22 protein-coding genes and 1 tRNA gene are annotated in these 22,610 nt (G+C 49.0%); 8 read left to right on the top strand and 15 right to left on the bottom strand.

Translation table 11 applies throughout. From position 1 onward, the window contains the following. Positions 1 to 10 precede the first annotated feature (10 nt). Positions 11 to 745, top strand: a complete 735-nt coding sequence (locus tag MRBLPE1_RS02225) for an MBL fold metallo-hydrolase (protein WP_364144441.1) — start codon at positions 11 to 13, stop codon at positions 743 to 745. Positions 746 to 824: 79 nt separating this feature from the next. Here the strand turns inward: MRBLPE1_RS02225 and MRBLPE1_RS02230 are convergent, their stop codons facing one another. Both MRBLPE1_RS02230 and MRBLPE1_RS02235 read right to left on the bottom strand, forming a co-directional pair. After that, complete coding sequence (locus MRBLPE1_RS02230; RefSeq protein ID WP_364140967.1) at positions 825 to 1,076, bottom strand: DUF3892 domain-containing protein; 252 nt, start codon at positions 1,074 to 1,076, stop codon at positions 825 to 827. A 127-nt stretch (positions 1,077 to 1,203) separates the two neighbouring features. Beyond that, on the bottom strand, positions 1,204 to 1,374 hold the full coding sequence (locus MRBLPE1_RS02235; RefSeq protein ID WP_364140968.1) for a hypothetical protein: 171 nt from the start codon (positions 1,372 to 1,374) through the stop codon (positions 1,204 to 1,206). Positions 1,375 to 1,531: 157 nt separating this feature from the next. On the opposite strand from MRBLPE1_RS02235, the gene MRBLPE1_RS02240 reads away from it, so the two are divergent. The 7 genes from MRBLPE1_RS02240 to MRBLPE1_RS02270 all read left to right on the top strand — a co-directional run bounded on the left by MRBLPE1_RS02240 (position 1,532) and on the right by MRBLPE1_RS02270 (position 5,553). Then, positions 1,532 to 1,726, top strand: coding sequence for a DUF2524 domain-containing protein (locus tag MRBLPE1_RS02240; RefSeq protein ID WP_364140970.1), 195 nt, complete (start codon positions 1,532 to 1,534; stop codon positions 1,724 to 1,726). A gap of 142 nt (positions 1,727 to 1,868) precedes the next feature. After that, entirely contained in the window at positions 1,869 to 2,042 is a 174-nt protein-coding gene (locus MRBLPE1_RS02245) for a YjfB family protein (protein ID WP_364140972.1), read from the top strand. Positions 2,043 to 2,281: 239 nt separating this feature from the next. Further along, positions 2,282 to 2,449 carry an aspartyl-phosphate phosphatase Spo0E family protein gene (locus MRBLPE1_RS02250; protein WP_364140975.1) on the top strand — a complete coding sequence of 56 codons (168 nt, stop codon included), beginning with the start codon at positions 2,282 to 2,284 and terminating at the stop codon, positions 2,447 to 2,449. Positions 2,450 to 2,560: 111 nt separating this feature from the next. Continuing rightward, positions 2,561 to 2,633 (top strand) — tRNA-Val (locus tag MRBLPE1_RS02255). Between the two features lie 203 nt (positions 2,634 to 2,836). Further along, positions 2,837 to 3,496: a DUF2238 domain-containing protein gene (locus MRBLPE1_RS02260; protein WP_364140978.1), complete on the top strand. Its 660-nt coding sequence runs from the start codon at positions 2,837 to 2,839 to the stop codon at positions 3,494 to 3,496. 679 nt (positions 3,497 to 4,175) lie between these two features. Next, entirely contained in the window at positions 4,176 to 4,463 is a 288-nt protein-coding gene (locus MRBLPE1_RS02265) for a serine O-acetyltransferase (RefSeq protein WP_364140980.1), read from the top strand. A gap of 136 nt (positions 4,464 to 4,599) precedes the next feature. After that, complete coding sequence (locus tag MRBLPE1_RS02270) at positions 4,600 to 5,553, top strand: S-layer homology domain-containing protein (RefSeq protein WP_364140983.1); 954 nt, start codon at positions 4,600 to 4,602, stop codon at positions 5,551 to 5,553. Between the two features lie 73 nt (positions 5,554 to 5,626). Here MRBLPE1_RS02270 and MRBLPE1_RS02275 read toward each other — a convergent pair whose 3' ends face one another. The 13 genes from MRBLPE1_RS02275 to MRBLPE1_RS02335 form a co-directional block, all read right to left on the bottom strand. Beyond that, on the bottom strand, positions 5,627 to 6,322 hold the full coding sequence (locus tag MRBLPE1_RS02275; RefSeq protein WP_364140985.1) for a uracil-DNA glycosylase: 696 nt from the start codon (positions 6,320 to 6,322) through the stop codon (positions 5,627 to 5,629). A gap of 135 nt (positions 6,323 to 6,457) precedes the next feature. Further along, complete coding sequence (locus tag MRBLPE1_RS02280; protein ID WP_364140987.1) at positions 6,458 to 7,474, bottom strand: LacI family DNA-binding transcriptional regulator; 1,017 nt, start codon at positions 7,472 to 7,474, stop codon at positions 6,458 to 6,460. Between the two features lie 64 nt (positions 7,475 to 7,538). After that, on the bottom strand, positions 7,539 to 8,348 hold the full coding sequence (iolB, locus tag MRBLPE1_RS02285; protein WP_364140990.1) for a 5-deoxy-glucuronate isomerase: 810 nt from the start codon (positions 8,346 to 8,348) through the stop codon (positions 7,539 to 7,541). A 3-nt stretch (positions 8,349 to 8,351) separates the two neighbouring features. Continuing rightward, the gene (iolG, locus tag MRBLPE1_RS02290) at positions 8,352 to 9,398 is read right to left on the bottom strand and encodes an inositol 2-dehydrogenase (protein WP_364140991.1); all 1,047 of its coding nucleotides are present in this window, start codon (positions 9,396 to 9,398) and stop codon (positions 8,352 to 8,354) included. Between the two features lie 66 nt (positions 9,399 to 9,464). Continuing rightward, positions 9,465 to 10,925 (bottom strand): CoA-acylating methylmalonate-semialdehyde dehydrogenase, encoded by a 1,461-nt coding sequence (locus MRBLPE1_RS02295; protein ID WP_364140993.1) that lies wholly within the window; start codon positions 10,923 to 10,925, stop codon positions 9,465 to 9,467. A gap of 19 nt (positions 10,926 to 10,944) precedes the next feature. Next, a complete protein-coding gene (gene iolC / locus MRBLPE1_RS02300) occupies positions 10,945 to 11,943 on the bottom strand; it encodes a 5-dehydro-2-deoxygluconokinase (protein ID WP_364140995.1) in 999 nt (332 codons plus the stop codon). Between the two features lie 3 nt (positions 11,944 to 11,946). Next, positions 11,947 to 12,867 (bottom strand): myo-inosose-2 dehydratase, encoded by a 921-nt coding sequence (gene iolE / locus MRBLPE1_RS02305; protein WP_364140997.1) that lies wholly within the window; start codon positions 12,865 to 12,867, stop codon positions 11,947 to 11,949. Positions 12,868 to 12,893: 26 nt separating this feature from the next. After that, complete coding sequence (iolD, locus tag MRBLPE1_RS02310; protein WP_364141000.1) at positions 12,894 to 14,759, bottom strand: 3D-(3,5/4)-trihydroxycyclohexane-1,2-dione acylhydrolase (decyclizing); 1,866 nt, start codon at positions 14,757 to 14,759, stop codon at positions 12,894 to 12,896. Positions 14,760 to 14,825: 66 nt separating this feature from the next. Beyond that, entirely contained in the window at positions 14,826 to 17,090 is a 2,265-nt protein-coding gene (locus MRBLPE1_RS02315; RefSeq protein ID WP_364141003.1) for a glycoside hydrolase family 88/105 protein, read from the bottom strand. Beyond that, positions 17,087 to 18,877, bottom strand: a complete 1,791-nt coding sequence (locus tag MRBLPE1_RS02320) for a hypothetical protein (protein WP_364141006.1) — start codon at positions 18,875 to 18,877, stop codon at positions 17,087 to 17,089. Before MRBLPE1_RS02320 ends, MRBLPE1_RS02315 begins: the two co-directional genes overlap by 4 nt. Positions 18,878 to 18,922: 45 nt before the next feature. Continuing rightward, positions 18,923 to 19,795, bottom strand: a complete 873-nt coding sequence (locus MRBLPE1_RS02325; RefSeq protein WP_364141009.1) for a carbohydrate ABC transporter permease — start codon at positions 19,793 to 19,795, stop codon at positions 18,923 to 18,925. Positions 19,796 to 19,852: 57 nt separating this feature from the next. Beyond that, positions 19,853 to 20,749, bottom strand: coding sequence for an ABC transporter permease (locus MRBLPE1_RS02330; protein ID WP_414698841.1), 897 nt, complete (start codon positions 20,747 to 20,749; stop codon positions 19,853 to 19,855). A gap of 92 nt (positions 20,750 to 20,841) precedes the next feature. After that, positions 20,842 to 22,467, bottom strand: coding sequence for an extracellular solute-binding protein (locus tag MRBLPE1_RS02335; protein WP_364141015.1), 1,626 nt, complete (start codon positions 22,465 to 22,467; stop codon positions 20,842 to 20,844). Positions 22,468 to 22,610: the final 143 nt, after the last annotated feature.

A 22,610-nucleotide genomic window follows, 5' to 3' on the forward strand; every position in this document is an offset into this window, starting at 1 on the left:
TCGAGGGGGTATTGTTTTGAACATAACAATGATTGGGACGGGCAGCGCTTTTGCCAAAAAATACGACAATAACAATGCGCTCATTGAAAAGAATGGTTTTCGACTGCTTGTAGATTGCGGGATTACCCTTCCTAAAGCACTGCATCAACAAGGGATCTCCTTTCAAGAGCTGGACGGGGTGTTAATCAGTCATATTCATGGGGACCATGTTGGCGGATTGGAAGAGTATGCTTTCCAGATGATGTTTAAATATAACCGTAAGCCTGTCCTCTATCTCGCGGAGACGCTTGTTGAACCGCTTTGGGAACAGACGCTTCGAGGCGGCCTGACGCAAGAACTGTTGGAAAAGCTGGATGATTTTTTTGATGTCCGCGCACTCGAGCCGAATATAGAAATCGAAATACACGAAGGGCTGAGTGTTAAGTTGCTGCAAACCAAGCATATTGCGAATAAGCCTAGCTATTCCTTTATATTTAACAAAACATTTTTCTACTCGGCCGATATGCGCTTCGATCCGGCGCTTCTAAGGCAGCTGGTCGATGAAGGCGTAACGACGATTTACCATGATTGCCAGCTTGAAGCTCCAGGCGTCGTGCACGCTTCCCTAGAAGAGCTTCTAAGCCTTCCAGAAGATATTCAAGAGAAAATATGGCTCATGCATTACGGCGACGCTATAGAGCAGTACAGAGGCCGGACAGGATCTATGCGAATCGTCGAGCAGCATAAGTCTTATCCTATTCAATAATCGCAACAAAAGGCGCCGCATGATTGGCATGCAGGCGCCTTTCTTCAAATAGTAAGTTTACCCCGTTAATTATTCGAACCTAAAAGATTGGCAGCTGATCCAAATTGTTTGTCGGATCCCCGTCAGCGTCGCCGCGAATGTAAAACTCGCCATCTCTGCCTTTAAAAGAATTAACTCCCGCAATATGCCCTGCTTGTACTTCTTGAAGTGCCGTAGCATAATCAAGGACCCGGCCGCTATTCGTTTTAAAAGCGGTTAGATCACCGTCTCCGTCTCTTTGTACTGCAACGATCTGCTCTCTCGTATCTTGACCGCTGTTTATTTCGCTCATGATTTTTAGCCCCTTTCGGTATAATTTGTGCGCCAAGCTTTATCATCCCCTTCCCTTCGCCCTTCCTATGCAAAAATAATCAAAAAAAACCGGCGAGCCGTATTACACGCACCCACCGGATTTAATATTATTTTCTTTTGAACGCTTCTGCCGGTAATTTCCGTCTCCATACAAATTGCTCGTCATGCGATAAGGAATCCTGAATAGCGAATTTGGCGACAGAACCGATAACGATACCAATAATCCCAAACATCCCTATTAGCCATATGGCCAAGTAGGCATACTGTGCAGCCAACACGAACCGCCTCCTGCGCGCTTTCTATAAAGGTATGCTGGAACGATTTCCTTTAGTATACGTTTCCAACATGCATACTCATTTGTAAAATGCTCATACTAATCGACGGACACTGGATAAACATGCAAAGATGAAACCATACGCAAAGGGAGGCAAAACCATGCTTGAAAATGTAGAGAGCAATTACAATTGTTCGAATGCTTCGACCGATTTACCTAACTTGCTCCAGGAACTTGAGCAACTCGAGCAAGCGGCGCACAGCGGTCAATCGGAGGAACAGGTGCAGCAATTAAACCGGATCCGCAACCAAATCCATTTCATTCGCAACAAATGCGATATCCCGCATGAGTCATAAAAACAAGCAAGCGTAAACGGCTTCCATCGTCCCCTGCCGCAAAGCAAAGATCTATGAGCACATTTACAATTTGTTAACATAAAAATTCTTAAGTATTAAAATACACCTCCTAACTGCCGATAACATAAGTAGGAGGTGTATGATGGATATTGCAGCAGCATCCTTGGCGATGAGCCAGAACCGGTTAACGCTTGCAGCCAGCATCCGTGTCATGTCATTGAGCAAAGACACCGCTGAGCAGCAAGCAAATGATCTCGTTCAAATGTTAAAAAATGCACAGCCCGATTTAGGCAATAATCTGGATATTCGCGTGTAAAATGAACCTCTCAGGCTTGAAATTCCTTAAGGGGTTCTTTTCTACTTCGGATTTCTTCGCAGCCGCTTCGAGCATAAAAATGTTTCATAATACTATATTCGGTGTAGATAGTTGCATACGAAGGCTACATTTTGTATCATTGTTCAAGAATCTAACAAAAAACTAATTACTTTTTGGAAAAAATTCTAACAACCTTCGTTTATTCTAAATATAACAAATGAACCGTTGGAGGGATTGTGATGGATAATAATTTTTATCAGCAAAAAATTGAAGAAGTAAGAGCGGAAATGGTTCGATTGTTCGAAGCTTGCAATAACTTTACTGATCAAGCCGTTGTCAAAATCAGCCAAGAGCTCGACCATCTCCTAAATGAATACTCTGGCAGTATGGCAAATAGCCGGGGTTAATGAGCGGCTTCACAAATGTAGAGTCCTCTTCTCAACCGCAGTTTTACCAATTGTTAAAAAAGTGTTGACTTGAGTTCTTCGTCCTGCTATATTATTAATTGTCGCTAACATGATCTGGTAGCTCAGCTGGGAGAGCACTATCTTGACAGGGTAGGGGTCACAGGTTCGAACCCTGTTCAGATCATTCAAATAAAACCCGCAAACCCTTTTGGGATTTGCGGGTTTTCTCTTATTTTATATATCGTATATCCTCTCTTGATCCCTCCGTCAGGAGGTTTTTTTCATTTTATGATACCTTCGATGCTCGATGCATTAATGATCGTATTCTGTATTTACTTTCCTTACATCGGGAACCCTATGGGCATCAACGGAAGGAGAATAATGCCCATGACTTCAACCCAACGAGAATGGACGAGTAATGCCATTCCTTTTGCTCGAAATAAACCTTTACACCTAATGATCATCATATTTATCCTATTTTTTGGTCTAATGGCTATTTCGCCCACTGATCGATTATTATGGTACGCTTATAATATAACGCCTACCATTATTATTCTTATCCTTGCCTTCACTTACAAGCGGTTTCGTTTTTCGAATCTGTCCTATCTTTTGATACTCGTTTTCTTTTGTCTTCATACTTATGCGGCACACTTTACCTATGAAGGCACACCGCTGGATGACTGGTTAAAAACCACTTTTCATACAAAAAGAAGCCATTACGACCAAGTTGTTCATTTCGCCTTTGGATTCTTCTTTGCTTTTCCCTTCCTGGAGATTTTAAAATCCAAAGTAAAGCTGTACGGGATCTGGTCCTATGTTCTCCCAGTAATCGTTGTTCTTGGTTTCAGCGCGTTTTTCGAGATCTTAGAAATGTTAGCCGCCTTAGTAGCCGGTCCTAGCGGCGAAGCCAAATTCGTAGGAATGCAAGGAGATATCTTCGATACGCAAAAAGATATGGCATTAGGTTTACTTGGCGGAATCGTATCGATGGGTATCCTTGCTTGGATCATCTGGAAAAGGGATCATTCGGCTGCTGCTCCAGATTAAGTCCTTGGGTTTAGTAACCATGCGTAAAAAAAGCCGCTGACATCCCCTGTCGGCGGCATTAAATGCAATGGAGCTTTCTTTTAGTTCGATTGGTATTCGATCCATTGCGTATTTTCTAAGTTGCTTATGTGCAGATAATAAACTTTCCCTGAAACCCAATGGCCCTTAAACATATGCAGCGCATCGTTATTCGGAGGAGTAATGATAAAAAAAACGAAAATAAACAAGGTAATCAAAGCACCAATCAAAATGCTAAAAAGATTCATTATGCTTTTCATCGTATCCATCCTCTTTATTTAATAGATAAATGCGGTTTTATCATTGTAACACATTCTTAATTAAGAACATAATAAGATTTTATAAGAAGATAACTATCACTCCACTATTGAAAAGGTCAGTAAATTGTTTTATAGTTCTTTATAAAGAACTACCGACCAATTTATATGGAGAGTGTTAACATTGAATTTTAAAGAGCTGAAACTGCACTGGTTATCCGATCTCTTCAGATACGAAGAATCCATGAGCGTACGCCATTTCGATGGTTATGCTTCAAAGATATAAATACAAATATGGAATTTCAATATCTCCAAGCACCAAAATAGGCAAAGGATTTTATATCGGGCATTATGGAGGCATTGTCGTTAGCAGCCTAGCCACGATTGGAGAAAATTGCAATATCATGCAAGGAGTAACGATCGGTGCGAGCAGCAGAGGCAAAAACATAGGCGTGCCTACTATTGGCGACTTTGTTTATATCGGCGCGGGAGCCATGATTATCGGTAATGTGAAAATCGGAAACCATGCCGCGATCGGAGCTAATTCTGTGGTAACAAAAGATGTTCCTGACCATGGCGTAGTCGTTGGCATGCCTGCCAAAGTCATTTCCTTGGAAGGTTCGAATGGATATATTGGAAATCCGTTTCCTCCTGTTACGCTTAGAAAACAAGTCGGATTGATTCCGAATTAACATTTTAAAATATACTGTTCAAAAGGGATACCCTTGATTTCAAGGGTTCTTTTTATTATCTTTATTGGGATTGCAACAATTTGCCACGCCTCAACGTCAAATAAGTGCTGCAGCAAATAATAAACGAGGTGACCACATGAAAAAACGATCCCTAATAATCGTAACGCTGGTTGCGATGATGCTTTTCAGTCTCGGACAAACCGTCTGGGCGTTCAAGGATGTTAAAAATGATCCAAATGAGAAAAAAATCGAGGAGCTTCAAAAGCTGGGCATATTAAGCGGCGATAAGCATGATAAGTACAATCCGAACGGCAAGCTTACTTATGCGCAAGGCGTTTCGTTGATCGTTAAAGGGTTAGACCTTAACATTGATCACATCCGCTTCATTAAAGCGCCGAAAGCAAGCGATTACTTTACGAATCTAAAGGATGATGCCTGGTACTCCGATGCCTTTATCATCGCGAATCTAAACGGCTTGGAAATCCCGAAAACGGTAAAAGCTAATGACATCATGACGCGTGAGCAATTTGCACATCATTTGTTCAAAGCGATGATGACCAAAGGCGATTATGCCTTTATCGAAATTTTTATGCTGCTCGAGGACGAGTCTGACGTGAACAAGGATTATATGGACAGCATTCAGAAGCTGATCATTAGTAAGATTGTTACCTTGGATAAATCAAACAAGTTTTATCCGAAGAAAGCCATTACACGCAGCGAGGCTGCCGGCTGGCTCTATGGGGCCATGCAATTCGTAAAGGAGACGACACCTATTCCTGATCTTCCTGAGCAACCGGTTCTGAATCCTACGATTTCCGTAACCGCAGTAAACGCTGAAATTAACAAAGTGACCGTCACCGCCCAAGTGCCGCATCCTGGCTACGGTATTCGGATTGCTTCTATCGGTTTTGAAGGCGACAAAGCTGTCATTTATCTCGAGACGATTCTACCTGATCCGGATAAAATGTATCCTCAGGTCATCACAGATGTCTCGGTATCCACTTATGTCGATGCCAAGCTAAAACCAGTGCTTCCTGAAGCTGCGGATTCGAGCCAAGCATCTGCGGGCTCTGCGATTATCGCCGAATAAGCGAAAACCTCTGTCTTACGATAAGGCTTCTCTACTAGTCTGAGCTGATGTTCAGACAATGGAGAAGCCTTTTTCATTTACTTTCAAGCTCAGAAAGCATAGGAATCGTCCAATCAATGGGCTCACACCCTATCTTCTCGAGAAAAGCGTTCGCCCGCGAGAAAGGCCTGCTCCCAAAAAAACCTCTACGCGCCGCAAATGGGCTCGGATGCGGCGAGGAAATAATATGATGCTTGTCCGTATCAATGGCGCCGGCTTTCGCCTCTGCATGCTTTCCCCAGAGCATGAATACAACGGGTCTCTCCCGCTCATTCAGTGCGGCTATAACCGCATCGGTAAATCGCTCCCAGCCGAGCCCTTGATGGGAATTGGGGTTGCCCTCCTCGACCGTTAGCACCGTATTTAACAGAAGCACGCCTTGCCTTGCCCAAGTCTCCAAGCTGCCATGGTCCGGAATTTGTGCGCCGAGGTCCGATTCTAACTCCTTGTAAATATTTTTCAGTGACGGCGGCACCTTCATGCCCGGCTGAACGGAGAAGCTAAGCCCATGCGCCTGCTTTGGGCCATGGTATGGGTCCTGCCCGAGGATAACCACTTTCGTTTGTTTATAGGATGTATAATGAAGTGCATTAAGAATGTTAGGTTGTTCCGGATACACCGTCTTGCTCTTGTACAAAACATCAAGCTTTGCCCGCAGTTCAAGCATATAGGGGGCTTGAAGCTCGCCATTTAACTTCTCAGACCAGTCATTGTCCAGCCGTACCGTCATATTTCCGCTTCCCTTCAAGTCTGTGTAATAAAAAAGCGCCTCCGCAAGGCCTGATCGCTCAGTTCCATGCAGAGGAGCTTCGAATAAGATAGGACATTATAGCGATCCTTAATTTTAACATGACATGCTTACTTTCTACAATGTCTCGCTCGTACTTGCCACGGCTGTGGAATCCCTTACGATCAGCTCTGTGCGAAGCGCAATCCGCTGCTTGGCAGTGTTCGAATCTGTGAACTGCTGAATAAGCAAATCGACAGCAGCCTCTCCTAATTGATCCATAGGCTGAGCAATCGAGGTTAACGGCGGATTCATAACCGACGCCAATAAGGTATTATCGAAGCTTACGATTGATAAATCTTGAGGCACGCGCATACCGCTCTCCTTCGCCGCCTGTAGAGCACCGACAGCTATCATATCATTGCAGCAGAACAGCGCCGTCGGCCGCTCGATCCGACAAAGAAGCTCCGCTGCCTTCGCTTTCCCGTCCTCCAGCCCTTTTTTGCAGGCCGCGATGCTATCGTCAGGAAGTGAAATTCCGGCTTCATTTAGCGATTGCCTAAAACCTCGAACCCTTTCACGGCTGCTGCTTATCTGCAGGCTCTCAGCCAACACCGCCATTTTCGTATGTCCGAGACTAAGCAGATGGCGGGCTGCGAGAGCCCCGCCGTTACAATCCTCCGCTACAACCGTATGCACGGGGAAAGAGGTGACCTCGCGCCCGATAACAACGATGGGGATAATCGAGCTAATATCTTGTATTATGGCGTTATTTTCGAGACCTGTACCAATGATGATGCCGTCTACTCGTTTTTGCTTTAAAACGGAAATATAACGTTCGATCCGCTCATCTTTGTTATCCGTGCTGCAAATGATGACGCTGTAGCCAAATTGATGTCCGCGATCCTCAACAGCCCGGGCAACTTCGGCAAAAAAAGGATTGGCGATATCCGGAATAAGCAAACCTAACGTAAAGGAATGCTTACTGGTAAGAGCCGATGCGATCGCGCTTGGCTGGTATTGCAGCCTCTGCATAATCGCAAAAATTTGATTGCGCCGCTCCGTGCTTATTTTCCCTTTCGCGTTAATAACCTTCGACACGGTTGCGATAGAAACGCCCGCTTCTCTAGCTACGTCGTATATGGTCGCTTTCATCTCAATTCCTCGCTCGCCTGTTCGCTCATACTCTATTATGCTCAAAGAGTTGGAAGATTGGCAATCATTTCTTAATCAGCCATTCATGATCAGGATCATTATAAAACTTCCATGTGCGGACCGGTCCTGCCATAACATTCAAATAGTAGACCTCATAGCCGGCCGGCGCTGCAACCGGATGGTAGCCTCTCGGCACAAGCACCGCTTGCCCATTCCTTACGGCAAGCGTCTCGTCCAATGAACGATCGTCAGTATACACCCGCTGTATGGCAAACCCCTGCACAGGCTCAATATGAAAATAATACGTTTCTTCGAGCAAAGACTCCTCGGGAAGCGCGCTGCGGTCATGCTTATGCGGCGGATAGCTCGACCAATGCCCTTCAGGCGTAAACACCTCTACGACAAGGAGGCTCTCGGCCGGCTCCCTCTCAGGCAAAATATTATGAACCAGCCTCTGCATGCTGCCGCTCCCCCGTACCTCGACTCCGATTTGTTCAGGTACGATTAATCTTGCTTCGTATCCCGGCTTGCCTGGCGCTGAACAAACCGCGAGCTCGACCGAGGTTTGAGCAATAAATTCATACCGGTCCTCACTTGGCACATAGGCGGCATAAGGCGGTATTTTCTCGAAAACGCTGTATCGATTCCCAATATTGTTCCAATGCGCGCTTGATGTCTTTAGGTCACCTTTGCCGCTGAGCAGGACCAAACATATTTCGCGGTCAGCGGTTTGCCGAATGATTTTCTGGCCTGGCTGCAGCTTTATGACTTCGAAACCAACGTACTGCCAGCCAGCCGACTCCGGTGTTATGTTCAAAACGGAGCCGTCTGTCCCTACTGCTGCATGCTGGGGCACAATTAAGTTAGATGTCATTATTTATCCTCCTAAAATGGGATTAGGCGCAGCAAGCTCAAGTGTTTCCGACAGCTTAACGGGTCTGCCAAGGCGCAGAGATAAATTAGCTGCCAAGGCCATTAATTCCGCTTGAAGTCCGTCGTTGCCGTCAACCATTACATCACGGTCCTCCATGATGCTGGTAATGAACTGCTTTGTCTCATCAATGTAGGCATCATTATAGCGTTCCAGGAAAAAATGAAGCGGCTTATCGCGGCGTACGCCTTCTGCCGTATGAACCTCTGCCGTATTCGGATAATCATTCGTAACCGCAACGCTGCCGCCAGAGCCGAACACCTCGACCCGCTGATCATAGCCGTAGACGGCTTTACGACTGTTATCAATAACGGCGACGGCGCCATTTTTGAATCGGATCATGACAATTGCCGTATCGACATCGTCGCATCGCTCAAATACCGAATCAATAAGCACGCTGCCGTAGGCGTGGATCTCCTCTGCTTCGCAGCGCGAGACATAACGGGCCATATCAAAATCATGAATCATCATATCCATGAAAATGCCGCCCGATGATCGAATATAATCCTCGCTCGGCGGATTCGGATCGCGGGATGTTATTTTTACGATATGCGGCTCCCCGATTTGTCCGGCGTCAATCAGCTCTCTCACCCTGCGGAAATTGTGGTCAAAGCGCCGATTGAAGCCGATTTGCAGCTTTACGCCTGCTTCGCTAACGGCCTCCAGCGCTTCTTTCGTTTGAGCGACGCTCATGCTGATCGGCTTCTCGCAAAAAATATGCTTGCCTGCCGCTGCTGCCTTTTTGATCAACGGCACATGCGTGTCCGTAGGCGAGCAAATAAATACCGCGTGAATTTGCGGATCATTGATCCATGCCTCGCAATCCTCTGACACAACTCCGATTCCTCTCACGCTTGCCCATTCGCGCAATGCATCGTTTGCGTAGGGATCGCTTATTGCATACACATGGGCACTCGGCAGCCTCATTATATTGTCGGCATGAATTTTCCCGATTCTGCCCGCTCCGATAATCCCGATATTCACTTTTTCCATGGCATGATTCCTCCTATGCTTTTGCGGAGCGACTTCTGGTTCAACAGATAGCGTCAGCCATTTAGGCTACCAGCGCGCAGTGACCATTTTTTTTCTCGTATAAAACTCAACGCCGTCCGTACCATTCGCATGCAGATCGCCGTAAAAAGATTTTTTCCATCCGGAGAAAGGAAAAAAAGCCATCGGCGCCGGCACGCCCAAATTAATGCCCAGCATCCCCGCGTCAATCGTTTCGCGGAACTGGCGTACATGGCTTCCATCCTGCGTAAACAAGCAGGCGCCATTGGCGAATTCCGATTTGTTCGCCAGCTCGATCGCATCCTCCAACGTATCTACCCGAACGATAGAGAGCACGGGCGCAAATATTTCATCCTCCCATATTTTCATCTCGATGGTCACATGGTCAAATATCGTGGGTCCTACAAAATAACCTTTGTCACTTGCCGCGGAATCCGTTCTGCCGTCCCGAACGAGCAGCGCGCCCTCCTTTACGCCACGGTCAATATAGCCAAGCGTACGTTCCTTATGCGGTCCTCTGATGACGGGACCTAGGAATACGCCATTGTCCATGCCATTGCCGATAACGATCCCGTCGGCTGCCTCCGTAATCTTGCTGACCAGTTTGTCGCCGGCTTCACCAACGGCGACCACGACCGCGCAGGCCATGCAGCGCTCTCCCGCCGATCCAAACGCCGCGCCTATGATTTGCTGCACCGCGGCATCCATGTCCGCATCCGGCATGACGATCGAATGGTTTTTGGCCCCGGCCAGCGCCTGCACCCGTTTGCCGTGCGCCGTGCCTGTTTTATAAACATACTCAGCCACTGGCTGGGAGCCTACGAACGATACGGCAGCGATATCCTTATGCTCCAAAATGCCGTTAACGACATCATGTGCGCCATGCACGACGTTTAATACGCCGTTCGGCAGTCCCGCTTCGGCGAACAGCTCTGCAAGCCGATTGGCAAGAAGCGGCGTTCGTTCCGATGGTTTTAGCACAAAAGCATTCCCGCATGCGATGGCTAACGGAAACATCCAGCAGGGCACCATCATCGGAAAATTAAACGGCGTGATCCCTCCTACGACCCCAATCGGATAGCGGTACATCGCCGATTCCAGATTGGATGCGATATCCGGAAGCACCTTTCCCATCATCAGCGTCGGTGCGCCTGCGGCAAATTCTACGCATTCAATGCCGCGCTGCACCTCGCCGTAAGCCTCCGTGTAGCTTTTTCCGTTTTCCCGCGTAATGATCCGGGCAAGCTCTTCCCAATGCTCGATAAGAAGCTGCTGGTATTTGAACAGAATGCGTGCTCTTTTCGGGACTGGCGTCCGGCTCCATGCCTGGAAAGCAGCCTTAGCGGCCTTCACCGCTTGATCGACCTCCGTCTTCGTCGAAATGGGCACATAGGCTAAAACTTCTTCCGTAGCCGGGTTGAAAACGGGCTCGCTCACCGCACCCGCAGCTTCGATCCACTGTCCGCCGATAAAATTTTTAATCGTTTCCGCTTGTTCTGCTTTTGTCATTTCCATGCCTCCGATTACGTCAAATTTGGCTGCTGCTTGCTTCAATAAATCGATTGACCTGATCAGCGGTCGGCATCGCATCCGAGCAGCTGTGGCTTGATACAACGATTGCCGCTGCGGCGCTGCCATACGTCATGCACCTGCCGATGGGCCAGCCCTGCAGCAAGCCGTACAAGAAACCTGCCGCGTAGGAGTCGCCTGCCCCAAATGTTTTGATCACCTTGGCTTGGAAACTCTGGGCCCGGTGTGAAGAGCCGTCCTTGGCGTAGGCAATGGATCCTTCTTTGCCATGTTTGATAATGACGATTTGCGCTTTGTAATCAAACCATTTGGCAGCCGTTTGGCTGTCGTTATGCGCGAGATGGCTTTCGAAGCGCTCCATCATATCGAACTCTTCGCGCGTACCGATAATAATGTCGCATTTTTCGGCCGCCAGGTTATAATAAGCCGCGGTTTCCTCGTCGGAAGTCCAAGTATAAGGACGGTAGTCCAAATCAAATGCCACGGCGACACCATGCCTTCTTGCATACTCCAGTGCTTGGAACACAGCCTCACGCGAAGGACTTTGCGCGAGCGCCGTCCCGGATATAAGCAGCAGCTTGGCAGCCGCAACCAGTTCCTCTTGGACTTCGTTTGCTTCCAGCTTCAAATCGGCCGTATTGTCCCTGTACATTAAAATACTGCATTCCGTCGGACTTTTGATTTCCGTAAAGGCAAGTCCCGTGACTGCGCCGGTTCGATCCGTCACGACATTGCGGGTGTCGATTCCGTTATCCGTCAAGTAGCGGACGATGAAACGCCCCATCTGATCGTCCGCAACCTTGCCGACGAAACCGGCTTTTAGGCCGAGCCTCGCCATGCCGATACAAATATTCGCCGGCGAGCCTCCAACATATTTGGTAAAGGTGCTTGTTTCCTCCATTGGCCGGTTAATTTCATTCGCATTCAAGTCGATGCACAGCCTGCCAACCGCAACAAAATCAATGGGCTTGCTCTCGTTAAAGACAATCGTTCCCATGTGCTACCCCTCCCCTGATCCGATAAGACTGTACATCCTGTCGATATGCTTCAACGCGTTGTTCGCGTATTCATAAGGAGGATGGACCGCAGGATCCTGCTCACCCTCCAGCATCGCCCAGCCGTCATAACCTCTGGCATCCAGCTCCGCGATGATCGGCAGGAAATTGATGCAGCCGTCGCCGGGAACCGTAAATACTCCCTTGCGAATGCAGGTCACAAAGTCGGCCTGCTCGCGGATAGCAGCATCTAAAACGGCTTGGCGCACATCCTTCAAATGGATATAGGCGATACGGCTGTAATGCTTGCGGAGTACATGAATCGGTTCTGCTCCGCCGTAGTAGGCATGACCGGTGTCAAACAAAAGATAAACCAAGGAAGGATCCGTAAGAGCCATGAGCTTGTCGATTTCCTCCGGACTCTCCACCACCGTTCCGCCGTGATGATGGTACGTCAGCTTCAGACCGTACTCTTGGGCGATTTTCCCGGCCGCGTTAAGCCCATCTGCCAAAGCCTGCCAGCCCTCTTCGTCCAGCGGGATTACTTTCTTTTCATTCGGCGTCCGCCGAGGATCAAAGTGGAGCGAGCCTCCGACCTCTGCCGTGCTGATGACCTTACTGCCCATTTCCTGCAGGAAAGCGGCATGCTTACGATATTCGGCCAGTTCCTGCTCATGATAGGCACGATCCGAAAACAATACGGATTTCCACTGCGATACCAGCTGTATGCCCCGCGAAGCCAGCTCCTTTTTCAGCGTCTCCTTGTCCTGGGGATACTTGCGTCCCATTTCCGTTCCTTTCAAGCCGAGCCTGCAAATATCGTCCAAAATCGTTTCATATGGGGTATCACTTCCATGCTCCCGAACATCCTCGCCTACCCAGTTAATCGGATGCGCGCCAAGTTTAAACTTCAAGCCCTCCAGCATAAACCAGCCTCCTGTCTTATCCTTAGTTATTTCTGGCTTGCATTGCCGATCTGATCCGCCATCTCGCGGTAAGCTTCCGCCACCTTGGCGCTTCCGGAAACCTCAGGCACGCCGACGCGCCACCATGATTCATAGCCGGAAGTGTTCGTGCCCGGCAGTACTTTTATTTCAACCAGCGTTGTCACGGTTTCCTCCCGCGCCTGCAGCAGCGCTTCCCGGAGCTCCTCCTCCGTGCGGGCCGTGTAAGCCTTCGCGCCCAAGCTGCGTGCATGCATCGCAAAATCGATCGGCATATAACCGCCGTTGAGCCGGCCCGTCTCCTTGCTGCGATAGCGGAATTCATTGCCGAAGCCGTCGCTGCCATGCCCCCGCTGCAGGTTATGGATGCATTGGAAGCCATGGTTGTCAAATAACAAAATGGTCATTTTGACGCCTTCCTGCAGGCTTGTCACCAGCTCCGAGTGAAGCATCAAATAGCTGCCGTCGCCTACAAGCGCATAAACCTCGCGGCTTGGCTCGGCAAGCGCTGCGCCAAAGGCGCCGCTTACCTCGTAACCCATGCAAGAAAAACCGTATTCCATGTGGTAAGTTCGCGGTTCAGACGACCGCCACAGCCGGTGCAAATCGCCGGGCAGGCTGCCAGCGGCGCATACAATAACATCGGAGGGCTGAAGCGTCTCATTGATCATGCCAAGCGCCCTTGTCTGTGCCAAACCATCCTCTGCCTGGACAGCGTACAAACGGTCAACCTCACTGTCCCAATCGGCTTTTCGTTTCGCAAGCTCAGCATCATCATAGCCGCTTTGGTACTGGCAGCCGGCAAGCGCATTCTGCAAAGCTGCGAGCCCTTCCTTTGCATCGCATGTTAAAGACAGGGCGTTTAGCTTCACGGCATCATGGGCGTTGACATTCAAATTGACGAAGGCTGCATTTTCAAAATTAAAAGCCGATTTCGACGAGGTCGTAAAATCCGAATACCGCGTCCCGATGCCAATAATCAGATCCGCTTCCTTAGCGAGCAGATTAGCGGATAACGAGCCTGTGACTCCTATCGCGCCCATGTTAAGCGGATGGTCCCAAGGCAGCGCGCTTTTCCCTGCCTGTGTTTCTGCAACCGGTATGTTAAAAGCGGCTGCGAAGGCTGCAAGCTGCTGCGTCGCCTCGGCATAATGGACGCCGCCTCCGGCAATAATGATCGGCCTGCGCTTTTCTTTGATTAAATCCGCAGCTCTTCGGATAGCGTCGCTTGCCGGCGGTCTTCGATCGAGGATGTGGATTCGCTTTTGAAAAAAATCGTCAGGATAATCATACGCCTCCGCTTGAACATCCTGCGGCAATGCCAGGGTTACGGCCCCTGTTTCAGCGGGATCCGTCAATACGCGCATGGCCTGCAGCGCAGCGCTTATGAGCTGCTCGGGACGGACAATCCGGTCCCAATAACGGCTGACGGGCTTAAATGCATCAGCCGCTGAAACCGTATAATCCCCCGGCACCTCCAGCTGCTGCAGCACCGGATCGGGCTGGCGGCAGGCAAAGTTGTCTCCCGGCAGCAGCAGCACCGGTATTCGGTTTACCGTTGCCGTTGCAGCAGCCGTCACCATATTCAGCGCGCCGGGTCCGATGGAGGAGGTACAGGCGTAGATTTGCTTTCGCCCGCGCTGCTTGGCATATGCCGCGGCGGCATGGACCATGCCTTGCTCGCTTTTGCCTTGCGTATAGACCAGGCTTCCGGCATCCCGCTCCAGCGCTTCCCCGATTCCCGTCACGTTGCCATGACCGAAAATTCCCATGACTCCGGTTACGAATTTTGTTTCTTCCCCATCCACGGAAATATATTGGTTATCCAAAAACCGCAATAAAGCCTGCGACATCGTCAATCGAGTAGTTTTCATTTACATCCCCTTCCATGTCATTAGGGTTAAGCGCTTAACTTATCAAAAAAATTTTTTTGCCTCTATTTATATCTTTTCTGTTAGCTGCGCCGTTGCTTTCATGCGCTTTGCTGCTTTCAGACGCATGATCTCAACGCCTGCAAGCATCATTATTCCGATTCCATGGTTGTCATTTAACACCGTTCGTAAATCATACATGTAATAGTCGGGTGAGAAGGAATAACGCGAGCCGCTGCATACGCCGTGTACATTGCCCTGTTTGTCAATCGCTCCGCTAGTCAACCCTCGCCAAGCCCGCAGCGCAATTTCGGTATAAGCTTCCTGCTCCTTTAACCAGCCAAAACGAACGCCGCGCGCAATCGCATAAGCGAACATCGCCGTACAGGAGGCTTCCTCATAAGCGTCAGCTTGGTTGAGCACCTGCCGCCACATGCCTGAAGCGCCTTGCAGAGCAGCAACGCCCGCGCACATTTCCTCAAAAAACGCTTCCAGCGCTGACCGATCTCCATGGTCAAGAGGCAGCTTTTCCAGCAGCTCCGATAAGGAAAACAAGCACCACCCGTTTCCGCGTCCCCAAGGCACAAGCGTGGCTTTTCCGTATTTGAAATCGAACACATGCGACATCAGCCCTTCATCAGCCATAAATAAATAGCTTTTGAACAATAGAAACTGTTTCGCAGCTTCGTTAAGCGAATACGGCTCTCCGGTTACCAAAGCATATCGAATCAAAAACGGACCGCTCATGTATAAATCATCTGCCCACATCGTATCCGCCGAATATTCGCCGGGACACTGACGGTAAAAAGCCCCGTCCTCCTTTCGTTCCAGCTGCTCGAGCATAAATTCCGAAATTCGCTTTGCGATTCGTAAAAAGGTATGATCCTGTGCCGCTCCATATGCCTCCAACATAGCCGAGCCGAAAGATCCGCAGTTATCAAGCATTCGGATCAAAACAAGCTGATGGTTAATAGACGGAAAACCGTATTCCTCTTTGTCCCACATCGCATAGTCATACATGTCCGTGCAGCTCCGAATATGGCTCAATGTGTAATCGAGCAAATCCCCGCGTTCCAGCTCGCGCGCCGTCCTTAAGAGTCCATACATCGTTACGCCGAGCGGATAATCCCAGCGGCCGTAGTTCGTTGCGCTTCCGGTTGTCCATTTATTGCTCAGCATCGCATTCTCGTAATAGGGACGGACACGCGTCTGCGGAGCATCAACGGACCAATAGGTGTAACCGCAGGACTCTCCGCTTTTGTTTATGACCGGAAATAACGCTGAAGTCGAACAAACCGTCACAGGATCTACGGCATCATTGGAATCGAGCGGTCCTGCATACAACCACTCGCCGCTGTAACCGTGAATAGGCGCTGGCGCTTCCAATGCCAAACGTTTTCCTTCATGCCTGGCATTCAGCTCGAAGCCCCAGCCCGCCATACCGCTGACGGAACGTACAAGCAAATCGCTGTATCCGGCTGAAGCGTCCACTTCGACTCTGAATGGGCCTGCTTCCGTCAGAGCTGCAGCTAATTGTCCCTCCAGCCAAATACTTGTCGGGCCGTAAGCTGTCCCTTCCAGCACGATCACGGCATCGCAACCCTGCATATTCAGCTTAGTCCAGCCAAGTGCGGCTGCCGGTAAGGAAGGAATCCCAAATAAACGCTCGCCATTCGGCCGTATCGCTTCCTCGGCTGTCCACTCCGTTCGCGGCAGCCAGCGTAAACCGCTGGCTGCCTCAGAATCACCGAATGCAAAGGAAACGCTGGCTCCCAATAATCGGGAGTTGTCTGCTGGTTCTGAATAAACCCAGCCTGCGCTGCCTGCTCTTTCGGAAAAAGGAGCCAGTACCTGCAGAATACGTACCTTTGCTTCGTCCGCGCCGAAGCGGCAGCCAAAACCAGCGACGGTTTTGCGCGCTTCGATTAATACTTGATTCCACCCTTTACGGAACAAAAGAGGGATAACTGCCTGCGCATCCGGCTTCAGCTCATCGACAACGGAGGAACGATAGACCTGTTCCCCATTCACCATAAGCTTAATCGGGCTAAACGGCTCTATCACGCCGTCGATCGAGCGCTCGTCATCGCTCCAGACAAGCCCGTACAGATAGGCGTACTGCCCATGCTTTGCTTCCGGCAGCTTGGTCGAAAGGTTCATTTCATATAAACCGTTCCCGCTTTGCAAAATTCCCGATTTGGCAAAGGCGCGCAGCGCAAACGGTACGGGCGGATTCGCGCCGACATACCTCCCCGCCAGCACCTCCAATATACGTTTGTCATTGTCTCCATACCAATAACGGCTGCTATCCCGCGGTTCAATATATCCGCTCATTTCATCAGCTCCTCATGATCAGTCGAAGACTGCGGGTTCGCGGCCTCCGCATCGGCTTTAAGAGGCGAGAGCCTGATATCGAACGTTTTATGATAAGGTGTCATCAGATTAACAATAAGCGTTTGGCAGCCTGCCGGTATCGCAGTATTCCGCAGTGTTTTCACGAAATGCTCATGCGCACCGCCATCCACTTCTATCCAATCCTCACCTGCTGCATAACGAACGTTTCCGTGCTTCCAGAAATGAGCATCCTCCAGTGGAGTTAGTCCTTCGCCAGTTAACGATCCCTCGCCGCCAAATACGAAAACGATCTGCGTCATCATGCTGTCAGGCTCTGCGCAGCTCACCTGCAGCTGCCAGCCATGCCCGGTTTTCCTAAGCTCTGCCTCCACATGATGATATTGCAAATGCGTCGTCTCTCTCAGCTGATGGGGAAGCAAATACCATGGACTAATCGCCGATTTTGCCGATAGGGGCAAATTCTCCTTCGCCACAGGGCCGTAATAGCCCTTGCTCTGAACGGCCGTCAGCCTGTAGCTCTCCTCTTCTACCATTAAGTCATTCATTTTTACATAGCCGGGCTCAAAGGAGGAGCCGATCTGCACAGCCAGCAAGCGCGCATCGCCATGCCGAAGCGCAAACATCGAGCTCGTCTCGGCCATCACGGTCAAGCTCGTATTCCCGTCTCTTTCACGGGCAACCGGCGCGCCGAAATCCGGATGCATTCTGCTGTGATAAATTTTGCCGCCGTGACCGGCTGCAGCCATTTCGCTTAAATAACGCTCACGCGGAAAATTACGGTTCATCACGATCCGATATTTCGTTGGCAATTCGGCGGGCTGGATGGCAATCTCTCGCAGCTCAGGCCGCAATAAATAACCTAGCATAGCGTTGTTAGGCAGCCAGCCCGGATGCTCAAGCGCTTGGCCAGCAAGCTCGGCGATCGCCTCAAATGTAGGATCTTGATCCTTTTGTGCCATAAGCCTGCTGACTAGAAAGTAACTCTCCATCGTATAGCTGTGGCCAAAATCCTGCCTTCCCGAATAATCCGTGACAACCTCGCCGTTAGGGTGAATCATGTATGCCATCATCTTGAGATTGCGGCGAACCGGCTCAAGAAGCTCCGGCTTATCCAGAAGCTCAGCCGCATGGAACAGCATCACATCGCTGACCGCATTGTAAATGCCGTTGCTCCGCTCGGTCCACTCGCCATCCTCCGTGCAATCCAGGCCCTCAGCAAGCCACGCCTCCGCTCTCTCTTTAAGCTCCGCGCGGCCCGTCAGCTTGTGCAAATAACCAAGCGCGGCTGTCAGCACCCAGCGATGATTTGGCGTATGGCAGCCGCCGGTCAATAATGCGGGAACCGTCTGCTCTAGAAAGAGTTTTATGTTCGCTGTTGATTTCCGAAGCGGCTCCCATTCCTCCGCCTGCAGAAGCTCATATACCTGTGCCAGCCCAACGACGACAAAAGCGGTATCCGGCGGCGAATGCATATTGGTCCATCCGGGCGATATCGTGCCGTCGGCATGCTGGGAGCGCAGCATAAAATGCGTTCCAAGCTCCAGCCGGCCGGCCAGATCTTCGTCATGATAAAGCATCGAGTCCTTATTGATCAGGGCTGCGGCCCATAGCGCCATGACCATCGGCGAGCCGCCGTGGCTGGGCCATGCAATTCCGTTCTCCGCGTCGGCCACGCCCCCGTAATAGCGGCTTCCTTGATCCAGCACCTGCCGGCCGGCACCCTCTTTTGTCCAATAATCGTTTAACGCGACAAGCTTTTCGTACATGCTCCTCCGTCCTTTCCCACCTTCAAATCATAACGCTGCGCACCGCTATCCTTTCACTGCCCCAAGCATAACCCCGCTTACAAAGTAGCGCTGAAGCCAAGGGTAGACGATCAAAATCGGCACGGTTGCGAAAATAACGCTGGCTGCCTTCAAGCTTTCAGGCACGACCGTCGCCATTTGCCCGCCTTCCATTTGGATCAGTTCGCTGATCATATTGTTTTGAATAAGCTGATATAGCTTAAGCTGCAGAGGATACAGCTCCGGGCTGTTGATATACATAAGCGTGTCCGTAAATCCGTTCCAGCGGCCTACCGCATAGAACAAACTAAGCGTAGTAATTACCGGAAGCGACAACGGAAGCATAATGCTGAGCAGAGTCCGGAAATGGCTGCTGCCGTCAATCTCGGCCGATTCTTCCAGACTTTCGGGAATATTATTGAAAAACGAGATTAATATAATCAAATAAAAAGGATTGATCAGTCCGGGAAGCACCAGCGCCCATATCGAATCCATCATGTTCAAATTGCGAATTAAAATATACTCTGGGATAATGCCTCCGCTGAAGAACATGGTAATGACAACGATGAACATGAAGCCTTTGCGGCCCTTCAGTTTCTTTTTGGATAATGGATAGCCCATCGCAATCGTCATGACCATGCACATGACAGTGAAAATGCCAGTCAGCAGCACCGTGAAGCCCAGCGAGCGAATCATTGAAGGGTCAGAGAACACTTTAAAATAAGCCTCAAAATTAAGATCTACGGGAAACAGGCTCACCTGCCCTGAAATTATTGGCCTAACCGAGCTTAGTGATATAGCCAATATATGAAGAAATGGAGCCAGACAAATCAACGTGCAAACGGATAAAACAATAAGATTGATCGTATCAAATACACGGTTAGCGGTTTGTTCTCTCATCACGTCCGCTCCTTTCAAATAGTCGATAGCAAGAAAAGGAGATTCATTGTCACCGGTTTATAGGATGCTCTCATCTGTCAGCTTCTTGGAAATAAAATTTGCGCCTAGCACGAACACAAGGCCTACGACGGCTTGGAATAGCCCAATGACCGTTGCCAGCGTATATTGTCCGGACTGAATCCCGATGCGATAGACGAAGGTGCTTAGCACATCCGCATATTCGCGAACCGCTAAATTGCCAATGACATAAGGTCTTTCGAAGCCAATGGATATCATATGCCCAAGATTGATGATCAGAAGCACGATGATGGTAGGCTTTAAGCCTGGCAGCGTAATATGCCAAATTCTTTTTAGCCTTCCCGCGCCATCTATGCCTGCAGCTTCAAACAGCTCCTTGTTTATGCCGGTAAGCGCAGCCAAATAAATAATCGTACCCCAGCCTGCGCTTTGCCACACGCCAACCAGGAGATAAGTAATGAGCCAATCGTTTTTATCCGTCAAAAACGGAACCGCGTCAAATCCGATCGAAGTCAGCAAGTTATTGATCATGCCTGACTGCGTGCCAAATACCTGATAGACGATACCGCCAATAATAACCCATGAGATAAAATGCGGAATGTAAAGTATCGTTTGCGACAGCTTCTTAAACCAAGCCGTCTTCAATTCGTACAGCATAATTGCTAATATGAGCGGTGCCGGGAAGGAAACGAGCAGATCAAGAAAATTAAGCATCAGCGTATTGCGAAGCGTAGTATAGAAATCGCTCATGCCGAATACTTCCTTGAAGGCTTCAAATCCGATCCATTCGCTGCCGTTTATGCCTTGAAAAAAATTAAAATCCTTAAAAGCGATCTGTATGCCGTACATAGGACCGTATTTAAAAATGATGAAATACGTCAGCGGCAATACCAGCAGCGCATACATCTGCCAATATCTGCGGAAATATACGTTCATGCTCACAGCGGTTGCCTCCTCTAATGAAGTTGAAGTCTGCGAGGGAACAAGGCCAGGCCCCGCTCCCATCGCAATCCCCACTTGCATGCGCTTTATATGGATTTCATCTCTTTGTAAACTGCGATCCGTTCATCCAAGATGGCTTGACCGCCGCTAGCCATATAATCCTTCAGCATTGAATCATAAGTGCTTTCGAATTGCTCCGGCTTCGCCATGGTCGTTTTTACGATAATTTCGTTAAATTTGTCGAGCAGCGTTGTTGCATACTTGGTTTGTGCTTCAATCGGCCGATCCAACATCACGAGAGGAATCGTATCGGCATTGGCAATTTCTTGGGCAACCGCAACCTGCTCTTGGAACTGCTTAGGCATTGCCAGTGCTCTCGCCTTCAGATTTTTCTCCATGCTGCCAAGCTGCTTGCCGTTAGAAATAATGGCCATATCGCCAGAGTTATACATACGGTTTTTTGCTTCCTCAGTAGGATTTTCAACCGCAACCGGAATGCCGTCCACCAACGTATAGTTTTCGTCCACGACCCCATTTTGGAGATTGAACAAGTTATCGCCAGTCGCCATCCAATTCAAATATTTTACCGCTTCAACAGCGCGCTCGCTGGATTTAGGAATCATAATGTAAAGACCGTTTGGCGCATATTTAGGCTTAGCATGCTTGCCTTCTTCATTTGTGTAAACATCAACTGCTGCAATCTCGGCACCCTTCACGTTCTTTTGCAGCAGATCATACGATCCGTCTTGATAGTAAATGTTTACATCATCTTCACTGAAAAAGCCGATTTTACCTGTTGAGATATCCTCGCCCAATTTCTTCTTGTCTTTATCCAATCCAAAATCCTTATTGATAAGGCCTTCATTGTACAGCTTATTCATAAACTGAAGGCTTTCCTTAAAGCCCGGAAGCAATATCGGGTAATCATTAGATCCAAGTTGCTGTGTAAGCGTATATTGCTGTTCTTCTGTCATCGGCTTTATGAACGACCATATCAATGGCTCATATTGTGCCGACGCAATCGTCATACCGAGCGGAATCACTTGACCGCCCGTTTCCCCAGGATCTTTCTCCTTGAATGCCTTTAGCGTTTCATACAGCTCTTCTGTCGTTTTAGGAACTGGCATATTCAGCTTATTCAACCAATCCTGTCGAATAAAAGAGGCGTATTTTCCGGTATTGGATCGTTTGGCAGGAATGGCAAATTGCGTACCTTCGAACTTTCCATATTCTAGTACTTCATCGCCTAAAAATGTTTTCAATTCTTGTCCGTATTCATCAAGCAGCGGTCCAAGATCTGTTAGGCCGCCTTGTTTCGCATAACGGTTAAAAGTATTTGGATCATACGTGAATACGATATCCGGAACGTTGTTACCGCTTGCCATCAGTACATTCAGCTTCGCTACTTCCTCAGAGCGAGGAACAGGCACATATTCCACCTTTATATTATTAGAAGCTCCGAAATTTTCTTGAACAAACTTCGTTAAATAGTTGTCTGTAATCGTGGATCCCGCAGGAGAATTGCCTCGATCGAATACTTCAACCTTAAGCGTTACCTGCTTCGCTGGTGCATCACCGCCGTTTGTTCCTTCCGCAGCGTTCGGTGCAGATTTAGAGGAACACGCGCTGAATAACAAAGTGCTAACTACCATAAGCGCAACCATAGATGCTTTTGAAGCCATGAACCGTTTTTTCATTATGTTTCTAGTCATCGGTCAAACCCCTTCTTCCTGTCGAGTAGTATTCAAATCAGGCTGCATGACCCTGTATGGATAACGCTTACATTTCCGTTGGTGCAGCCCGTATCGGAATGACCACAGTATGGCATGGCAAACATGGAAGCCGCAATAAACTA

Origin of the sequence: Paenibacillus sp. LPE1-1-1.1 (assembly GCF_040676435.1) — a bacterium.
Lineage (GTDB): Bacteria > Bacillota > Bacilli > Paenibacillales > Paenibacillaceae > Pristimantibacillus.